Genomic DNA, 15,754 nt, shown 5'->3' with positions numbered 1-15,754 from the left:
GAATCGAACCGAGGCGACGCGAAGCCCGCGAAACGAAGTGAAGCGGAGTCGCCGAGCGCGGGTCGGGTAGCTCAGATATTTTCAGAGTGGAACGAATGACAATATCGAGCGAAGCTGGCCGATTCTCTCCGATTATCTATAAAGGACATCACTCTGACCTTTATCCCCTATCTCACCAGAAAATCCCCATCTTCAGGCTTATTTTCTGGCCATTTATGGGGATAAGTCTGGGGGTATGTGGATATAAAAGACAGTAAAGAGCCGATATCTTTGTGTCTTTTACATGAAATATGCCTCTGTAGAGCCATATTTCAAGGACATCAGCTTAAATCTCTAAATTAGTAATAAAATGTTTCACGTGAAACATTTTAAAGTGGAAAAACTGTGCATAGGGGCATTTTGATTTTGTTTCATGTGTAACAATAAGTGCTACGAATGCTATACTTGAGTAATGGATGTAGATGAAATCCTTGATTTCGTGAGTCTGTTAAACAAGTTCCGCGCAGTCACTCGGATAGTCACCGTGGCCGGGGAGAACAGGGACGAAAATGACGCCGAACACAGTTTTCAACTCGCTATGCTTGCCTGGTACATTCTTTCATCCGGCAAATACGACCTTGATAAGGATCTGGTGATCAAGTACGCACTTATTCACGATTTTGTTGAAGTGCATGCGGGAGACACCTCATTTTACCGCTCAGAAAGCGAATCTAATGAAAAGAAACGGCGCGAGAACGAGTCTGCGAAACGTTTACAGGGCGATTTTGGAAGGTTTGAGGATCTTCATGAGCTCATTGAGCGCTATGAAGAACGAAACGACCAAGAAAGCCGGTTTGTATACGCGCTCGATAAGGTGGTGCCAATACTTAATATCTATCTCGATGGGGGAAGTGATTGGAGGAAACACCAAGTTACACTGGATATGCTTATCGAAGCCAAAGAGAGTAAGGTTGCACTATCGCCTGAGGTAGAGACGTTCTACCGCGAATTACTTAAAATCCTCAAGGAGAACCGTCATCTGTTTCACGAGAAACAGGAGTAGATGACGCAAAATTCGGTAAGTATGTAGCTATTGCATGTATATCCATTTTCTGCTAGAATAGGGATATTAACAGGTAGCAGAAATCACTATGAGTAAGTTTACTAAAAAAGACTTTGAGTCGAAATACCCCACAGACGAGGTGTGCTTAGAGCGCATATTTAAGGCACAGAAGCACGAAAACTGCCCAAAATGCGATAAAACGGCTAAGTTTCACCCACTCAAGAAGCGTAAGGCGTACGTCTGCCAGTGGTGCGGACATATGATTTACCCTCTCGCTGGAACTATCTTCCACAAGTCCCGTGTACCGCTTACGGACTGGTTTTATGCTATCTACCTATTCTCAGTATCTAAAAATGGTGTTTCTGCTAAAGAGCTGGATCGACAAATTGATGTTACCTACAAAACGGCTCACAGAATGGCAAAGCAAATCCGCACACTGTTTGCCAACAAAGGAAAGCTCGGCGGTGTTGTTGAGGCAGACGAGTCCTACTTCGGTGGTAAAGCAAAAAACCGACACGGACACGCAACAAAAGAAAAAACTATCGTGTTCGGTATGGTTGAGAAAGGTGGTGCAGTAAAGGCACACGTTGTGCAAGACGTAAAAGCAATAACACTCCTTGAGAAGATCACTGAAAACGTCGAGAATGGCTCTGAAATCCACACAGACGAGTTCAAAATATACAAATGGCTAAGGCGACATGATTATACCCACAAGACCGTTAATCACAAACGAAAAGAGTACGTCTGAAACGGCGTACACACTAACAGTATTGAGGGATTCTGGGGCTTAACTAAGCGCTCTATTCGTGGTACGTATAATTGCGTAAGCCCTAAGTACTTAGAAAGCTACGTTAACGAGTTTGCGTGGCGTTATTCTCATCGGAAGTCTGAGACTCCGTTTTTTGAGCTTCTTCTTCAAGTGGCTTTGCGCTCTCGTCAATAATTTCCTCGAAGAGTTCTTCGGGGTTTTGTTCTTTGTCGTTAAGCATATGATTTAAACTTGCCTCAGAGGCAGTTTCATGATACAATATACAACAAACCACCTCAGAATGCATGCTGTCGTTCTGTCTCCGTCACCTGTAAAGGTGTTTCCCACGGGATAGTGAACGCACTCTATGAGTGACTAACCTGCGTAGCAACAGAACTAATAATTGCTAGCGGTGGCATGCATTTTGCGGTGGTTTTGTTGTTCTCAGACAATTGGAAGGTAAACAATGGGGCTGTAGTGTAAAGGTTAGGTAAAGGTTAGCACGCCCTGCTTATACCCGGGAGGCGCCAGTTCGATTCTGGTCAGCTCCACTGCTTGCCTTTCAGCTGTCTAAGAATATGGCTTAAATAAAGGGTTTCAACCCTCTGCCTCTACATACTATTATACACATAATGGTTGTGTAGTCAAGCGGGTTGTATGAATAACCTTTATAACTTTTTCAATGAACTAGGGATTTTTATTCCCTAAAATCTACTTATAAATCTTTATAAACAGATTTTAAGGCGTAAATGCTGTAACTACCCACTTACCCAAAATTCGGTGATAAACTTCGGGGAGAGGTTTCATGGGAAACACTATGGATATCTTGATTGAAATAAAAGAGTTTATGAAGGATTTGTTTCGCATGAAACAAGTAGGAGCAAATGAGACTGAAAATCAGCGGATTGGGCGAATTGGTGAGAATGTCGCGTGTACGTTTCTCATGAAACGTGGGTTTAAGATCGTGGAGCGGAACCACTGGCGCAAATGGGGTGAGATAGACATTGTGGCTAAAAAGCAGGGGAGATTGTACTTTGTAGAGGTTAAAACCACGGCATTTCCCGGTATCCGGAGCGTTTCACCTGAAACACTCGACGGGTACCAGCCGGAAGAAAAGGTGCACCCGCAGAAGCTCAAACGCATGTCGCGGGTGATCCAGACGTATCTTTTGGAGAAGAAATATGAGGGCGAATGGCAGTTTGATGTACTCGTTGTCTTTTTGGATGAAAAGAGGAGGGAAGCGAAGTGTCGATATATCGAAAATGTTGTCCTTTAGAATGTCCTTTATGTGTCCTTTAGAGATATACACGCTGGATATTATAGTGCTTTATGGTATGATTTTGCAGTCAAGGGAGAGCTTTTTATTGACGGTCTAAAACTAAATAGCGGGGTGTAGCATAATGGTAGTGTACTCGGTTTGGGACCGAGCGGCCCGGGTTCGATTCCCGGCTCCCCGAACGTAGCGCTTTGCGCGGAGTGGGGGGAGCAGGAAGCAAACTGCTTTGCTTCTGTCGAGAATCGAAAGCCGGAACATGTTGCGAGGCACGAGCAACAGTGAGGCGGGGTCGAGAGTGCTTGGGATTTGATGAGCTCTGCTCTGAACAATCTCTAGCAACTCGTGACCGATTCCGGCTCCCCGACGAATAAAACAAAAAAGAAGCGGCATTTGTCGCTTCTTTTTTGTTTGCTACAATGACACACATGAACATCTCAATACTTCTTAATGAACCAGTAAACCGGTTCACGATTATCTTTGGAAATACAGTGCAAGACTATGTGGTCGCATTTGTGGTTGCGGTACTTGCGATTGTGGCGCTCAAGGTGGTGCAGGGGATAGTGCTTCGCCGACTCGCTTCGTTCGCCGAGAAGACAAAGACCGACATCGACGACACGCTCATCCGGGTTGTGCGGAGCCTCAAGCCGGCGTTCTATTACGTCATCGGGCTTTGGGTCGGACTCCAATACCTGGTGCTCTCAGGTGCGGTGTCGAAAGTTGTTGACACAATATTCCTCATTGTCATCGCCTACCAGGTGGTCGTCGCACTCCATATACTCGTTGAGTACACTTTCGCGAAACGTGCAGAGAAAGAGGGGAAAGACGTGCAAAATGCGTATCGCTTCTTGAGCAACTTTATCAAATGGGGTCTCTGGGTGGTCGCCATACTTGCGGTGCTCTCAAACCTCGGTATTAACATAACCTCACTCATTGCCGGGCTTGGTATTGGTGGTATCGCAGTTGCGCTCGCGATGCAGAATATCCTCTCTGATCTCTTTAGTTCATTTGCGATCTACCTTGATAAGCCGTTTGAGGTAGGGGACTTCATTGTCGTCGGCAACCACTCAGGTACCGTTGAGCGAATCGGTATTAAAACAACGCGCCTGCGCGCGCTCCAGGGTGAGGAGATTGTCATTTCAAACAAAGAGCTCACCTCAGCACGCGTACAAAACATGAAAAAGCTAGAAGAGCGTCGAGCAACATTTTCTTTTGGGGTAGTATATGACACAAAACCTGCAGTCCTTGAGAAGATTCCCGGTATAGTGCGCGAGATATTAGAAGGCGTGGGGGAAAGTAGGGCGCGTCTTGATCGAGTTCATCTCGCAAAACTTGCTGACTCATCGATAGACTTCGACGTGGTCTACTATGTGCCGACGAGCGACTATACGGCATTCATGGATACTCAACAGGAGATCCTCCTCAAGCTCTTCACACGATTTGGTAAAGAAAAGATCAAGTTTGCCTACCCAACACAGACCGTGTTTGTTGCGAAGTAGGACAGAAGCAAGACAACACAAACATGCAGTGTAAGATAGTCTGCTAAAGCAGACTTACTCGAAATAATAAATAGCGCGTAGCACACTTCTTCATTTTTGTTTCTTCTTCAAAGGTGTCTCAGTGCGCTTTTTCAATTATTGAGTGAGTTCACCAAGATATCGGTCAGCGCCGGCGCGGTGCCGATATTGAAGAGGCGGGCACGAAGTGCTACATCTCCGAAGAGAAGCGCATCTATTGTGGTGTTGCTGTACTCAAAAAGGCTGCGGTTGATGTGTCCAACACTGATCGCGCGCAGGTCACGTTCGGCGGTCGTGTCGCCATTAGTGCTGGTTACGATAACACCGACGAGCTTCTCCTTTGCTGAGACGACCGCACCACCGGAAGAGCCGCCTTGCGAGACAACAGTGCCGCCGGTCGAGAAGAGATCTATTGTGTTTGTGTTAAAAGTAAAGCGCTCCCCAATTGTTGTGATGCTCGAGACTGAGTAGAGGTCTTTTTGGACGGAGATACCGCCAAGGAAGCCTGCAGGATACCCTGCTACAAGCACTGGTGCACCTGTCTCGATCGTTGCTTCGGCATCCATTGGTAAGTAAGAGGACGAGGTGGGGAGGCCTCCTGCATCAGGGCTGGTGCGGCCGGTAATGCGCAAGAAAGCATAGTCATTCTCGCCGGTCCCAGTCGGCTCGCTATCGGTAATGTCCTCGGCGTGCTCTGAGATCCAGATTGGCGGTATGTAAAGAAGCTCTGCGGTGTACATGGGGCGTGCGGGGCTTCCGGTGCGGATGATGCACGAGAGTGCGTCTTCGACGGGGTAGTCTTTAAGCAGAAAGAACTGAGCGACATGTGCGTTGGTGATGATCACTCCGCGCGGGTCGATAATGACACCGCTTCCGGTGATCGGCGTTACTGCTGTTGCAACATTTTGCGAGCAGAGGATGTTAACCAGTGCTTCTGTGGTGTTGGTGTTAATCTCTGCGAAAGTGAGCGGCTCTTTGTGGGTCGAGGTTGCGGTTTCTGTAATTATTGCTTCATCCGGCTCTTCTGTGAGTCCCTGCACGGTCTCAAGTGGGGTAGTGGTTGGGGTCCCTTCTTTCGCAGTAGGCTCTTCAGGAGTCTCAACCGTCTTCTGTGGATCCTTCTCGGCCTCCTGAGGTGCCTCAGGCTCTTCAGTGGCCACTTCCTGAGGTGCGTCGGTTTGATTCGTGGTGTTTGTGGCGATTGGTTCAGAAACCGATCCGAGTCCAAGTGTGGCGAGGATTGCGATGATACCAATAACAACACGGCTTACAATGACCTGGATGAGTGGGAAAAGTGGCATAGCATCCTTAGTATAGCAAGAATGTCCGCCATATTTGAATTTTTTGACAATATGTAGAGAATATGGTCGGGTATTGACAAACAATGGTGCTCGTGTATACTATTCGTCATAGCTTGGGTATAGCCCAGCTTTTTGTTTAACAGCGCTTTGGAGGTCTTAAAAGGACTTCTGGGGCTAACAACAAAGACTCATCATGACATTCGTATTCGACGGAGAAAACATGGAGGAGGGAGCAGCAATGCCCGAGACTCCAGCGACTGAGGAGGCAACCTCAACTGAGGAGGCAACCGAGGAAGCTGCAACTGAGTAGTTTCACCCGCTTCTTACAAAACCCCCGCATTGCGGGGGTTTTGTGTTTCTGGTAGGATACATAGCGTTCTGCGGGTGTAGTTTAGTGGTAAAATGACTGCCTTCCAAGCAGTAGTCGGGGTTTCGATTACCCCCACCCGCACAATCGAGTAACAACAAACACCGCCTCCTCGAGGCGGTGTTTGTTGTTAGAAAGCAAACTATTTTGCTTTCGCGCTCGATTGTGAAGCGGAGCACGAAGTGCGAACGGTGAGCTTAGAAACCTGACGCCCAGCGAACTCCAAGAATCACAGATATTAAATGCGCGTGTTTCCAATAAGCTGTTCTTTACCTAATACAAAAACACCCGGCATACGCCGGGTGTTTTTGTATAGTGGGGAAACAGTTATTACTTAACCGCGTCCTTGAGCGCCTTTGCTGCGCGGAACTTTGGTACGCGCATTGCAGGGATCTGAATGCTCTCACCGGTGCGTGGGTTACGTCCGGTTCGTGCGCTTCGCATCTTTGCCTCGAAGATTCCGAGTCCTGCGATTGAGACCTCCTGGCCTCCCTTAAGTCCGTCAACAATACTGTCTACAACAGTGTCCACTGCGCGCTCTGCGTCAGCTTTTGTTCCGCCGAGCACTTCGTGTACCTTTTCAACGATAGCTGCTTTGTTCATAGCAAATATTTATAACTTAATAATTGTCATAACCAGCACAAAACCTATATTCTGCACTGCGAAATTACTGTTCACATTATACAGAGCATGATTTTAAGCGCAATATCCCGTGGGGGACAAGTATTTTAGCGATATTTTTCGGTGGATTGTCAATTTTTTCATGGAAACTAGCACGACGGCAACAAAAAACCGCGCCAAGCTCAGCTTGGCGCGGTTTGAAGATGCTCGTCTCACGGCCGCTTGAGAACATCATCGAGTCCCGGATATTCAGAACTCATCGGGTCGATGCCTCTTTCGCGGGCTTCGTTGCGTTTGCGAATAAGTTCACGCCCCGCCTCACTTATCATGAAGCCTGTATCGAGCTTCATGAGCTGAGACCGATAATAGGCGATAGTCTTTTTCTTGAGCCAGTCATACAGGCCGGCATATGACCAACCGATGTGCCATCCGAGCCAAAACATGTATCGGGGGCGTGGTATGAGCGCAAAAACAGTTGCGTAAAACATCGCACACTCCTTCCTGGAACACTTCTCCTGAACCAAACATACACGCCCTGGTGTGGTAGCGCAAGGGTGTCGCACTACCGCGCCATCTCGATCGAGCGAGACTCGCGGATCACATTTACCTTGATCTCGCCGGGGTATTTCAGCTCATTCTCAATCTGGAGCGCGATATTTCGCGCGAGTTTCTTTGCTTCAAGGTCAGAAACCTTCTCTGGTGTTACAAACACGCGGATCTCACGACCTGCTTGGATTGCGTAACTCTTATCAACGCCGGGAAACCCGTTTGCAATAGCTTCAAGGTCTTCAAGGCGCTGGATGTAGTTTTCAACGCTGTCGCGTCGTGCCCCGGGGCGTCCGCCTGAGATAGCGTCGGCTACCTGCACGATGATCGATTCGGGTGTGTCGTACGGGTATTCTTCGTGGTGTGCCTGCATTGCTTTAACGATTGCTTCATCAACGCCGAATTTCTGGAGAATACGCCGACCAATCTCAACGTGTGTGCCTTGCACCTCGTGGTCGACCGCTTTACCAAGGTCGTGTAGAAGTGCCCCCGCACGAGCGACATACGGGTCTGCGCCGAGTTCCTCGGCAAGCATACCGGCGATGTGTGCCATCTCAACCGAGTGGTAGAGCACATTCTGACCGTAACTGGTGCGGAAGTGGAGTCGGCCGAGAATCGCGATTACGCGCGGGTCGAGGTTGTGCACACCTGCTTCGTAGGCGGCCTGCTCACCCTTCTCTTTTATCGTTTTATTCACCTCGTCTTTTGCTTTACCGACGAGTTCCTCAATTTTTGCTGGTTGGATACGTCCATCGGTGATGAGGTTTTCAAGGGCAATGCACGCAATATGGCGGCGTACCGGGTCAAACGATGAGATGGTGATCATGTTTGGCGTATCGTCAATGATAACGTCAACACCGGTCGCACGTTCAAACGCTTTAATGTTGCGCCCTTCCTTACCGATAATCTTTCCTTTCACCTCGTCAGACGGGATCTGGATCGAGGTCGCCATAATATCGTCGATCACCGAGTTGCCGAGACGATGGATCGAGGTGGTGAGGATATCCTTCGCTTTTCGGTCGAGTCGTTCCTTGCCGGAGATCTCGAGCTTTTGCAGACGCACAAGGATATCCTCCTCGTGCTGTTTCTCAAGCAGGTTAAAGAGCTCAGTCTTCGCCTCTGTTTGGCTCAGGTGCAATGTTTTCTCAAGTGCCGCTTCGCGCTCCTCGATGAGTGTGTTTGCACGCTCTTTGAGTGCGCGAACCTCCTCAATTTTCTGCTTAAGACCCTCTACATCAGCGTCGATATCGCCCTGACGCTTATCCAAAAGCTCCTCCTTCTTCACAAGGCGGTCTTCTGTTCGCTTCAGCTGCGATTCTTTCTCTTTTGACTCACTGTGGAGTTGTTTTTTTGTTTCTTCGGCCTTGGTCTCCGCATCTTGGACGATTTGCTTTGCCTCTTCGCGAGCCTCGAGCATCATTTGCTTGATCTCGAGCTCCATCGAGCCGCGTTTTCCGAGGGAGATGATCCACCGGAGGAAGTACCCAAAGGCGGTACCGAAGAGTCCTGCAAGGATGAGCAGAACAAGTATTACTTTTAATGACATATGGTTCTTAGCCTACCGTAGGATAGGGCAAGAAACCTTGCTTTTCGCTTGTGTTGCTACCGTTTCAGTGAGATGTTTCGATGAGTGAAGATCATGGGGTAAAAATAGGGTATTCACGCAAGGTATTTTCGGTCGTCTCGGTCGGGCGGGGAAGCACGGAACCTGTTCATATTCTCTGTGTCGAGATGGTGAGCAGGTCCTCAGGTTTCAAATTTAATTCAATAAGTCTACATCCTCAACATATCACGGGTTTTCAGCTTTGTCGAATTTACCACTTGGAGGTCCGACCTCCAAGTAAAATGAAAAAGGCCACCCCAGGGTGGGGTGGCCATTGCAAGTCCGATTCAGGCGGCTTCTTCCGCAGTTTGTTTCGGCTTGGAAAAGACGACTCGGTGAAACAGGATCGTCTTGTGGAACAAGAAGCCGTTGCAGACGGCGACCGACTGCAGGGTGAACCTCTGCTCACCGGCATGCTCGGTGTCGAAAAATGCACTGGCGAACGAGATAGCACAATCGGACTTGAACATGTCGCGCAGACGGTGTTCAGGGTCTTTGTAGCTGGGATGATCTTTGATCCAGGTGCATTTCCCCCATGCGTCTTCTTCGTCGCCTCGGAAGCTCACCACGGCATCCTCGAGCTGGTAGCCCTCATTGATGAGCGTGGAAAAGTACGCGATTTCGCGGGATATTCTGTTGATTCGCGCCATGACGTCGCAGACCTCGAGCAAGGACGCTTTCGTCTTACCGGTCTCTTTTGCCCAGATGCCCCCAATCTCGATTTCCGTGGCGAGTGCATCATGCCAGTTGTCGAAACCCTCAACCTTTACCGAGAGGTCAATCAGGTCTTGGGCCTCTTGAGCACCATACGTATCGGTCATATCTTCTCTCCTTCCGTATCTATGTCTGGGGGTAATATAAACACAAAATATAAACTCTGTCCAGTTTTATTGTATTTTTTACTTGGAGGCTCGACCTCCAAGTAAAACAAACGTCACACATATGTGTGACGTTTGTTTTAGAAAATTCTTCTTTTGCTTATTTCAGCACCTCATCGACAACGTCAGGCCACCAATCTAAAAACCTTACGATATATCGTAAGGTTTTTGCTTTATAACTTCTAACTTTCTACTTTAAACTTATTTGAGCACCTCATCGACAGCGTCAGGTTTCTAAGCTCAGATTTCGTGCTTCGCACTCATCTTCACTAAGAACCTCCTGCCCGGGCTCGGCTTTGCTCGCAGGCTCGCAATATGCCTCCGTCTCGTCGTCGATGACAAACAAGACACGGGTCTTATTTTAAGACTTCATCGACGACGCCATATTTCTTCGCTTCCTGGGCGGTCATCCAGAAGTCGCGGTCGATGTCGCGCTCGATCGTCTTTGCGTCTTGCCCGGTGAAGTCCGCCATCATCTTGGTCATGCGCTCTTTGGTCTTGAGGATCCAGCGCGCGGTGATCTCAATGTCGGTTGCTTGCCCTTCGGCGCCGCCAAGCGGCTGGTGGATCATCACTTCTGCGTTTGGGAGCGCGAAGCGCTTGCCTTTCTTGCCTGCGGCGAGTGTCCATGCGCCACCTGAAGCCGCCATGCCGACACACACGGTCGCAACGTCCGGTTTGATGTGGTTCATCGTGTCGATCATTGCCATGGTTGAGGTGACTGAGCCGCCCGGGGAATTGATGTAGAGGAAGACGTCCTTCTTTGGGTCTTCCGACTGAAGGAAGAGGAGTTGCGCCACGACGAGGTTTGCGACTGCGTCGTTGATCGGCCCTGAGAGGAAAATAATGCGCTCCTTGAGAAGTCGTGAGTAAATATCAAAGGCCCGCTCACCGAACTGTGATTTCTCGATCACCATGGGGACGAGCTGTGATTTTGTTGGTTTGAATTCGTGTTTCATATTTGTTTCTTAGGTACGGCTATATTAGCAAATTTATCAGTTTGAACAAACAACCCTTCCCAAAACAAATGTCCGACATCTAATGTCGGACATTTGTTTTTGTGGTGACCGATGACTACTGACCAGCTTCTTGCTTTTCCTCCTTATTTCTATCTTTCTTTCCTCCGTTCTCAAGGAAGTTGAACACTGCCTCGTTGGTGAGTTGAGTTTCGACAAAGATGTGGACGTTCTCCGGGTTGGCGTCTTTGAACTGCTCGAGAATCTTGTCCATCTCCTTATGTACCTCATCATGGTCGGCATGGATATCTTCCATGGTCGCTATCTTATTGAGTACAAGTTGAAGTTTTGCACGCTTCTCAGCCTGTTCCTTCCACTCCGCACGCATATCTTCTTCGGTTTTCTTCACGTGGGTGAGATAATCTTCGAACTTCATGCCGGCGCGCGCCACATCATCCTTCATCTGCGCTAGCATTTTGTCGAGCTCACTCTCAACCATGACTTTTGGAAGGTCAGCTTTTGCCTCTTCAATGAGCTTCTCTGAAAGTGTGACACGCTTCTTTTCACGTGCTTTGCGTTCTTTCTCTACACCAAGGTCTTTACGGACGCGCTCCTCGAATTCCTTAACAGTTTTGAAGTCGCCACCGAGTGTTGCAATGAATGCATCATCGAGTTCAGGGAGTTCTTCCTCAAGGTCTTCTTTGCTGTCTTTTGCCTCTTCATTTTCTCCTCCGTCTGCACCGCTCTCTTTTGCCTCCGCTTCGGCTTTTGCTTTATCAAAACGTGCTTTACCTTGGCGTACTTCAGTGAGCACCTTCTCCACGTCTGCGTCGGTCACTTCGAGGTCGTCTTTCTCCTTCATGACCTCCTCAGCGATCTTCTTGTGGTCGGGAAGGGAAACCTCCGGCATCACCGCGGTGGTGATAGAGAAGCCGATCGGATTTCCCGCGGCAAGCTTGGTGATCGATACCTGTGGTCGCCCGATCACATCGAGCTTGTTTTTAATCACGATAGCAGGGTAGATATCCGTGATTGCCATCTCAGCAACCTCGTGCAAGACCCGCTCCTCGCCGACTTTCTCCACGAGCACCTTCTCGGGGATGTGTCCCTTGCGAAAGCCGTCGATTGTCGCGTTTTCGCCAAGCTTCTTGATGGCTTTCTCGCGGTATGGTACCTGCACCTCAGTGGGGATCTCGCCACTAATCTTCACCTCAGACCCTTCTTGGTTAGTAATATCCAGGTTTGTGTAAAGTGTTTCTGCACCTTTTTTACTGTCTGTCATAGTCCGCACAGTCTAGCGTGTGAATTGGTGTATGTCAAAAACTCTTTCGCAGAGAGGACTCGAATCTCTAAATAAAAAACAACCCATCTAGATGGGTCGTTTTTGAAGTCCAAGAGTTAGCTCTAGAGTTCGTTTAAAATCTGGTCGAGCTCCGCGTCGAGGTCCTCAAGATCGGTTGCACTAAGATCCTCTTCAATTGCGCTGATCTCGTCTGACGTGCCCTGTGTCTTAAGTTGGTCAATCACTCCTTCTGTTGCCTCACCTTCTTGTTGGATAGTTGGGAGGTTGGCATCTTCTAGCGTGCCGATCTTTGTCTTCCAAAAGTAGAAGCCGCCGACAATAAGCATCACAATGATAATGATGATGGCAACGAGCGGTCCGGCGGTACTCTTCTCAGGAGAGTTGTCCTGAAGTGTGTTCGGGACCTCAGGTTGTGGCGTTTCAGATGTGACAACCTGCTCTTTGTCTGCACCTTTTTTCATATCTTCGTTCATAATAGGGTAGGTTAGTGGCTAAATATTATTGTTCTTCTCCTGGTGTTGTTGGTGTCTCATCAGATTCGTCATCTTCGCCACCCTCATCATCTTCTCTTTCGTCGTCCTCTCCTGTCTCTCCAAGTGTGTCATGGAGTAAGCGAATCACCTCGACCAATGCCTTGTGTGCATCGCGAAGACTCTCTTTTGCGTGCGCGAGCGTTGAAGCGACTTGTCCAAATGCTTCTCGTGTCATGTCTTCTTCAAGTGCGGTTTTTGCGTCCTCAAGTGCGCTATTCATCTCTTCCTCAGCAATCGCGATCTCTCCGCGAGCGGTATCAAGAACTGCGCGCGCATCGGTCATCTCATGCCCGACTTCCTCAAGTTTCTCAATGCGTGAGAGGATCCGGTCAGCCAATGTGTTTAGTCGCTCTATCGCGGCGTCCATCTTTCGTGAGATGTATCCAAGGTAGCGCGCAATACGTTCGTTTTTCTTTTCTTCCAGTTCCGCGCGTCGTTCTTCCAATTGCAAACGCAGCTCACTCTTTCGTTCTTCTATTTGTTCCAGTCGTTCTTTCGTTGAAGTGGCGAGTTGCGCTCGAATCAGTTCTGGAGTCCCTGACGCCATACCGGCACGGAAGCCGGACTCTGTAGAGTCTCGAACTTCTGTTGGGATCATGTTTCTATTCTTTAGATCTTCGCGGCGTTGCAAGAGCATGTTTCGCGCTTTTTCAAGAAAGCTTTGCGGCTCAGTGTTTGTTTGAGAGACTGTTGTGCGCTCGGGGAAACCGGTAGTTCTGTATGTTTCCTGGTGTCTGGAGTTATCGTATCGTGCCGGTTCGGGTTGGTAGTCCGGTCGATTGTCAGTCGTTGATTGCACCGGGCGCGGACGGAGGTCTGTTTGTGCGTGTACGGAGAACGTACCTATAGAGAGAATGATTCCCGCAAGCACAATTCCTGAAAGGAGGTGAGTGTGTGTATATGAATAATTCATGATGAGTATAATTATGTTAGTTATGCCAAGTGACACATATAGTATAACAAACAGGGTATTCGTGGACGAATACCCTGTTTGTTAATAAGTGGAATCAGTGTTATTTTCCGTGCTTTTCTTTGTAAAGCTCAATTGAGCGAAGAACTGCTTTCTTGGCATCTTCCTTGCCCTTGTAGTCTCCCACTTCGACAATGTCGCCTTTTCCTTTAAGCTCCTTGTAGGTTTCAAAAAAGTGTTTAAACTCTTTGAGGTTGTGCTCGTTCACATCCTTAAGGTCTTTCACGTTGTCCCAGCGTTTATCGTCTGCCGGGACCGTGATGATCTTGTAGTCTGACTCACCTGAGTCGATCATCTCCATCACTGCGACAGGGCGCACCTTCACCACAATACCGGGGTGAAGCGGGAAGGTGGTGAGGACGATCACATCGAGCGGGTCGTTGTCCTCCCAGAGCGTCTGCGGCGCAAACCCATAGTCAAATGGATATGGTGTTGCTGAGTAGTTCGCGCGATCAAGCGCGATGAGACCGGTTTCTTTATCGATCTCATATTTATTGAATGACCCCTTCGGGATCTCGATGATAGTGTTGAATTCCTCTGGGACATTGTCACCGAGAGGTACGTCATGCCATAGGTCCATAGAAATTTTTTGGTTACTTACTAAGTGATATTACTTCTCCTCCTCAATCTCAGGAGTCTCCGATTCTACAGAGTCACTCTCAGCCGTTTCGCCGGATTCTGCTTCCTCGGTTTGCTCGATTTCTACAGGGGTTTCCCCGTCTTCGGACGGGATTTCGGTTGAGACCGCAACTTCCTCGGCCTGGATCTCTGTCTCAGGAGTCTCGTTTTCTTCAGTAGTCACCTCTTTTGGTTTCTCAGCTACTTCAGCAGGTGTCTCTTCGTTGATAGTAACATGAGTCGCGTCAGCTTCAGCAATGCTTTCACCGCCAATTGAGTGGATGTCGATCTTCCAACCGGTCAGCTTCGCTGCGAGACGTACGTTCTGTCCGCCACGACCGATTGCGAGTGACTGCTGGTCTTCATCAACCTCGACAGTTGCGCGCTCATCCGCTTCATTGATAGCGACATTGATGATCTTTGCGGGAGAGAGTGCTTCCTCGATGAATTCTACCGGGTCATCCGACCATTCGATGACGTCGATCTTTTCACCGCCAAGCTCGCTCATAACAGTTGTTACGCGTACGCCACGTTGCCCAACGAGAGAACCAACAGGATCGATATGCTCGTCGTGAGACGCAACCGCAAGCTTTGATCGTGAACCTGCTTCGCGAGCAATACCTTTGATCTCAACTGCGCCAGAGGCAAGTTCAGGGACTTCACCCTCAAAGAGCTTCTTAAGGAAGTCGGGGTGTGAGCGCGAAAGGCGGAGATAGGTGCCGCGCGGGCTTTCTTCTACTGAGTAGAGAAGTGCACGAAGTCGCTCACCTTGGCGGAAACGCTCGCCGGGGATTTGTTCGTCATACGGAAGCATGCCAGTTGCGCGACCGAGGTCAACAAAGATGTTGCCGCGCTCTATACGTTGTACAGTTCCGGTGACAATCTCACCCTCGTGTTCTCCATATTCCTTGAGAATCGATGTTTTTTCCGCTTCGCGGATCTTCTGGATAATCACCTGTTTTGCAGTCTGGGCGGCAATGCGTCCAAAGTCATCCTTTGTTTCAAGCGGGAAGACAAGCTCGTCATCGAGTTTTGCATCTTTTTTAATACGCTTCGCATCCTCCATCATGATGTGGTGTTCCGGGTTGAAGCGTGAGCGAAGATCGTCTTCATTTTCCGGCTCCTCTTCTTCACCGCGCACCATAGTCTCATCAACAACAATATTCACCTGAAAGAACTCTACATCTCCGGTGGTTACATCAAACTTCGCACGAATGATTTGTCCGCGTTTCCCATATTCTTTTTTGTATGCAGTTGCAAGCGCAGTCTCAATAGCTTCGAAGACCTTCTCGCGGGGAATGCCGCGCTCTTCTTCGAGTTGGTCGAGTACCGAATTGATTACTTTAAGGTCGAACATATTCAATTGTTATTCAATTTTCTAAAAAAATATGCCCGTTTCGTAACGGACAGTAGTAAATGGAGTGTAGCATACAGAATCACGCAAGTCAACAATACACATATTTTGTCGAAAACCAAAC

At 48.6% G+C, this 15,754-nt stretch carries 15 protein-coding genes, 3 tRNA genes and 1 pseudogene; 7 read left to right on the top strand and 12 right to left on the bottom strand.

Going from position 1 to position 15,754, the window contains the following annotated elements; genetic code table 11:
- Nucleotides 1-451 precede the first annotated feature (451 nt).
- Entirely contained in the window at nucleotides 452-1,042 is a 591-nt protein-coding gene (locus OQJ98_00925; protein ID MCW9054529.1) for an HD domain-containing protein, read from the top strand.
- Nucleotides 1,043-1,301: 259 nt separating this feature from the next.
- Nucleotides 1,302-1,856: pseudogene (locus tag OQJ98_00920) on the top strand (IS1595 family transposase).
- 37 nt (nucleotides 1,857-1,893) lie between these two features.
- Here OQJ98_00920 and OQJ98_00915 read toward each other — a convergent pair.
- Nucleotides 1,894-2,031: a hypothetical protein gene (locus OQJ98_00915; protein MCW9054528.1), complete on the bottom strand. Its 138-nt coding sequence runs from the start codon at nucleotides 2,029-2,031 to the stop codon at nucleotides 1,894-1,896.
- A 227-nt stretch (nucleotides 2,032-2,258) separates the two neighbouring features.
- Here OQJ98_00915 and OQJ98_00910 point away from each other — a divergent pair.
- From OQJ98_00910 to OQJ98_00895, 4 genes are all read left to right on the top strand, one after another.
- Nucleotides 2,259-2,341: transfer RNA gene (locus OQJ98_00910), tRNA-Ile, on the top strand.
- A gap of 266 nt (nucleotides 2,342-2,607) precedes the next feature.
- A complete protein-coding gene (locus OQJ98_00905) occupies nucleotides 2,608-3,066 on the top strand; it encodes a YraN family protein (protein ID MCW9054527.1) in 459 nt (152 codons plus the stop codon).
- 110 nt (nucleotides 3,067-3,176) lie between these two features.
- Nucleotides 3,177-3,247, top strand: a tRNA-Pro gene (locus tag OQJ98_00900).
- 244 nt (nucleotides 3,248-3,491) lie between these two features.
- Nucleotides 3,492-4,562, top strand: a complete 1,071-nt coding sequence (locus OQJ98_00895) for a mechanosensitive ion channel family protein (GenBank protein MCW9054526.1) — start codon at nucleotides 3,492-3,494, stop codon at nucleotides 4,560-4,562.
- 131 nt (nucleotides 4,563-4,693) lie between these two features.
- Here the strand turns inward: OQJ98_00895 and OQJ98_00890 are convergent, their stop codons facing one another.
- Nucleotides 4,694-5,881, bottom strand: coding sequence for a serine protease (locus OQJ98_00890; protein MCW9054525.1), 1,188 nt, complete (start codon nucleotides 5,879-5,881; stop codon nucleotides 4,694-4,696).
- Between the two features lie 380 nt (nucleotides 5,882-6,261).
- Between OQJ98_00890 and OQJ98_00885 the strand changes: the two genes are divergently transcribed.
- A tRNA-Gly gene (locus OQJ98_00885) sits at nucleotides 6,262-6,332 on the top strand.
- 246 nt (nucleotides 6,333-6,578) lie between these two features.
- On the opposite strand, the gene OQJ98_00880 is transcribed toward OQJ98_00885, so the two are convergent.
- The 10 genes from OQJ98_00880 to nusA form a co-directional block, all read right to left on the bottom strand.
- On the bottom strand, nucleotides 6,579-6,851 hold the full coding sequence (locus tag OQJ98_00880) for an HU family DNA-binding protein (protein ID MCW9054524.1): 273 nt from the start codon (nucleotides 6,849-6,851) through the stop codon (nucleotides 6,579-6,581).
- A gap of 230 nt (nucleotides 6,852-7,081) precedes the next feature.
- Entirely contained in the window at nucleotides 7,082-7,357 is a 276-nt protein-coding gene (locus OQJ98_00875) for a hypothetical protein (GenBank protein ID MCW9054523.1), read from the bottom strand.
- 74 nt (nucleotides 7,358-7,431) lie between these two features.
- Nucleotides 7,432-8,961 carry a ribonuclease Y gene (rny, locus tag OQJ98_00870; protein MCW9054522.1) on the bottom strand — a complete coding sequence of 510 codons (1,530 nt, stop codon included), beginning with the start codon at nucleotides 8,959-8,961 and terminating at the stop codon, nucleotides 7,432-7,434.
- Nucleotides 8,962-9,305: 344 nt separating this feature from the next.
- Complete coding sequence (locus OQJ98_00865) at nucleotides 9,306-9,839, bottom strand: hypothetical protein (GenBank protein ID MCW9054521.1); 534 nt, start codon at nucleotides 9,837-9,839, stop codon at nucleotides 9,306-9,308.
- 413 nt (nucleotides 9,840-10,252) lie between these two features.
- Nucleotides 10,253-10,855, bottom strand: a complete 603-nt coding sequence (locus tag OQJ98_00860; GenBank protein ID MCW9054520.1) for an ATP-dependent Clp protease proteolytic subunit — start codon at nucleotides 10,853-10,855, stop codon at nucleotides 10,253-10,255.
- A 115-nt stretch (nucleotides 10,856-10,970) separates the two neighbouring features.
- Nucleotides 10,971-12,134, bottom strand: coding sequence for a trigger factor (locus OQJ98_00855; protein ID MCW9054519.1), 1,164 nt, complete (start codon nucleotides 12,132-12,134; stop codon nucleotides 10,971-10,973).
- 122 nt (nucleotides 12,135-12,256) lie between these two features.
- Nucleotides 12,257-12,628 (bottom strand): hypothetical protein, encoded by a 372-nt coding sequence (locus OQJ98_00850; GenBank protein ID MCW9054518.1) that lies wholly within the window; start codon nucleotides 12,626-12,628, stop codon nucleotides 12,257-12,259.
- 25 nt (nucleotides 12,629-12,653) lie between these two features.
- The gene (locus OQJ98_00845) at nucleotides 12,654-13,601 is read right to left on the bottom strand and encodes a hypothetical protein (protein ID MCW9054517.1); all 948 of its coding nucleotides are present in this window, start codon (nucleotides 13,599-13,601) and stop codon (nucleotides 12,654-12,656) included.
- A gap of 100 nt (nucleotides 13,602-13,701) precedes the next feature.
- Nucleotides 13,702-14,238, bottom strand: coding sequence for an inorganic diphosphatase (locus tag OQJ98_00840; protein MCW9054516.1), 537 nt, complete (start codon nucleotides 14,236-14,238; stop codon nucleotides 13,702-13,704).
- Between the two features lie 30 nt (nucleotides 14,239-14,268).
- Entirely contained in the window at nucleotides 14,269-15,633 is a 1,365-nt protein-coding gene (gene nusA / locus OQJ98_00835; protein ID MCW9054515.1) for a transcription termination factor NusA, read from the bottom strand.
- Nucleotides 15,634-15,754 lie beyond the last annotated feature (121 nt).

The organism is Candidatus Paceibacterota bacterium (assembly GCA_026195275.1).
In the GTDB taxonomy this organism is placed as follows: Bacteria; Patescibacteriota; Minisyncoccia; order Phycocordibacterales; family JABMNX01; genus JABMNX01.
Note: the sequence above shows the minus strand (reverse complement) of the source record. Positions and strands in the feature narration are given on the sequence as shown.

Coding starts and splice junctions, on each gene's coding strand:
- OQJ98_00850 (MCW9054518.1), bottom strand. CDS start 12,628: ATGAACGAAGATATGAAAAAAGGTGCAGACAAAGAGCAGGTTGTCACA.
- OQJ98_00840 (MCW9054516.1), bottom strand. CDS start 14,238: ATGGACCTATGGCATGACGTACCTCTCGGTGACAATGTCCCAGAGGAA.
- OQJ98_00855 (MCW9054519.1), bottom strand. CDS start 12,134: ATGACAGACAGTAAAAAAGGTGCAGAAACACTTTACACAAACCTGGAT.
- rny (MCW9054522.1), bottom strand. CDS start 8,961: ATGTCATTAAAAGTAATACTTGTTCTGCTCATCCTTGCAGGACTCTTC.
- OQJ98_00880 (MCW9054524.1), bottom strand. CDS start 6,851: ATGAACAAAGCAGCTATCGTTGAAAAGGTACACGAAGTGCTCGGCGGA.
- OQJ98_00890 (MCW9054525.1), bottom strand. CDS start 5,881: ATGCCACTTTTCCCACTCATCCAGGTCATTGTAAGCCGTGTTGTTATT.
- OQJ98_00845 (MCW9054517.1), bottom strand. CDS start 13,601: ATGAATTATTCATATACACACACTCACCTCCTTTCAGGAATTGTGCTT.
- OQJ98_00865 (MCW9054521.1), bottom strand. CDS start 9,839: ATGACCGATACGTATGGTGCTCAAGAGGCCCAAGACCTGATTGACCTC.
- OQJ98_00915 (MCW9054528.1), bottom strand. CDS start 2,031: ATGCTTAACGACAAAGAACAAAACCCCGAAGAACTCTTCGAGGAAATT.
- OQJ98_00905 (MCW9054527.1), top strand. CDS start 2,608: ATGGATATCTTGATTGAAATAAAAGAGTTTATGAAGGATTTGTTTCGC.
- nusA (MCW9054515.1), bottom strand. CDS start 15,633: ATGTTCGACCTTAAAGTAATCAATTCGGTACTCGACCAACTCGAAGAA.
- OQJ98_00875 (MCW9054523.1), bottom strand. CDS start 7,357: ATGTTTTACGCAACTGTTTTTGCGCTCATACCACGCCCCCGATACATG.
- OQJ98_00925 (MCW9054529.1), top strand. CDS start 452: ATGGATGTAGATGAAATCCTTGATTTCGTGAGTCTGTTAAACAAGTTC.
- OQJ98_00860 (MCW9054520.1), bottom strand. CDS start 10,855: ATGAAACACGAATTCAAACCAACAAAATCACAGCTCGTCCCCATGGTG.
- OQJ98_00895 (MCW9054526.1), top strand. CDS start 3,492: ATGAACATCTCAATACTTCTTAATGAACCAGTAAACCGGTTCACGATT.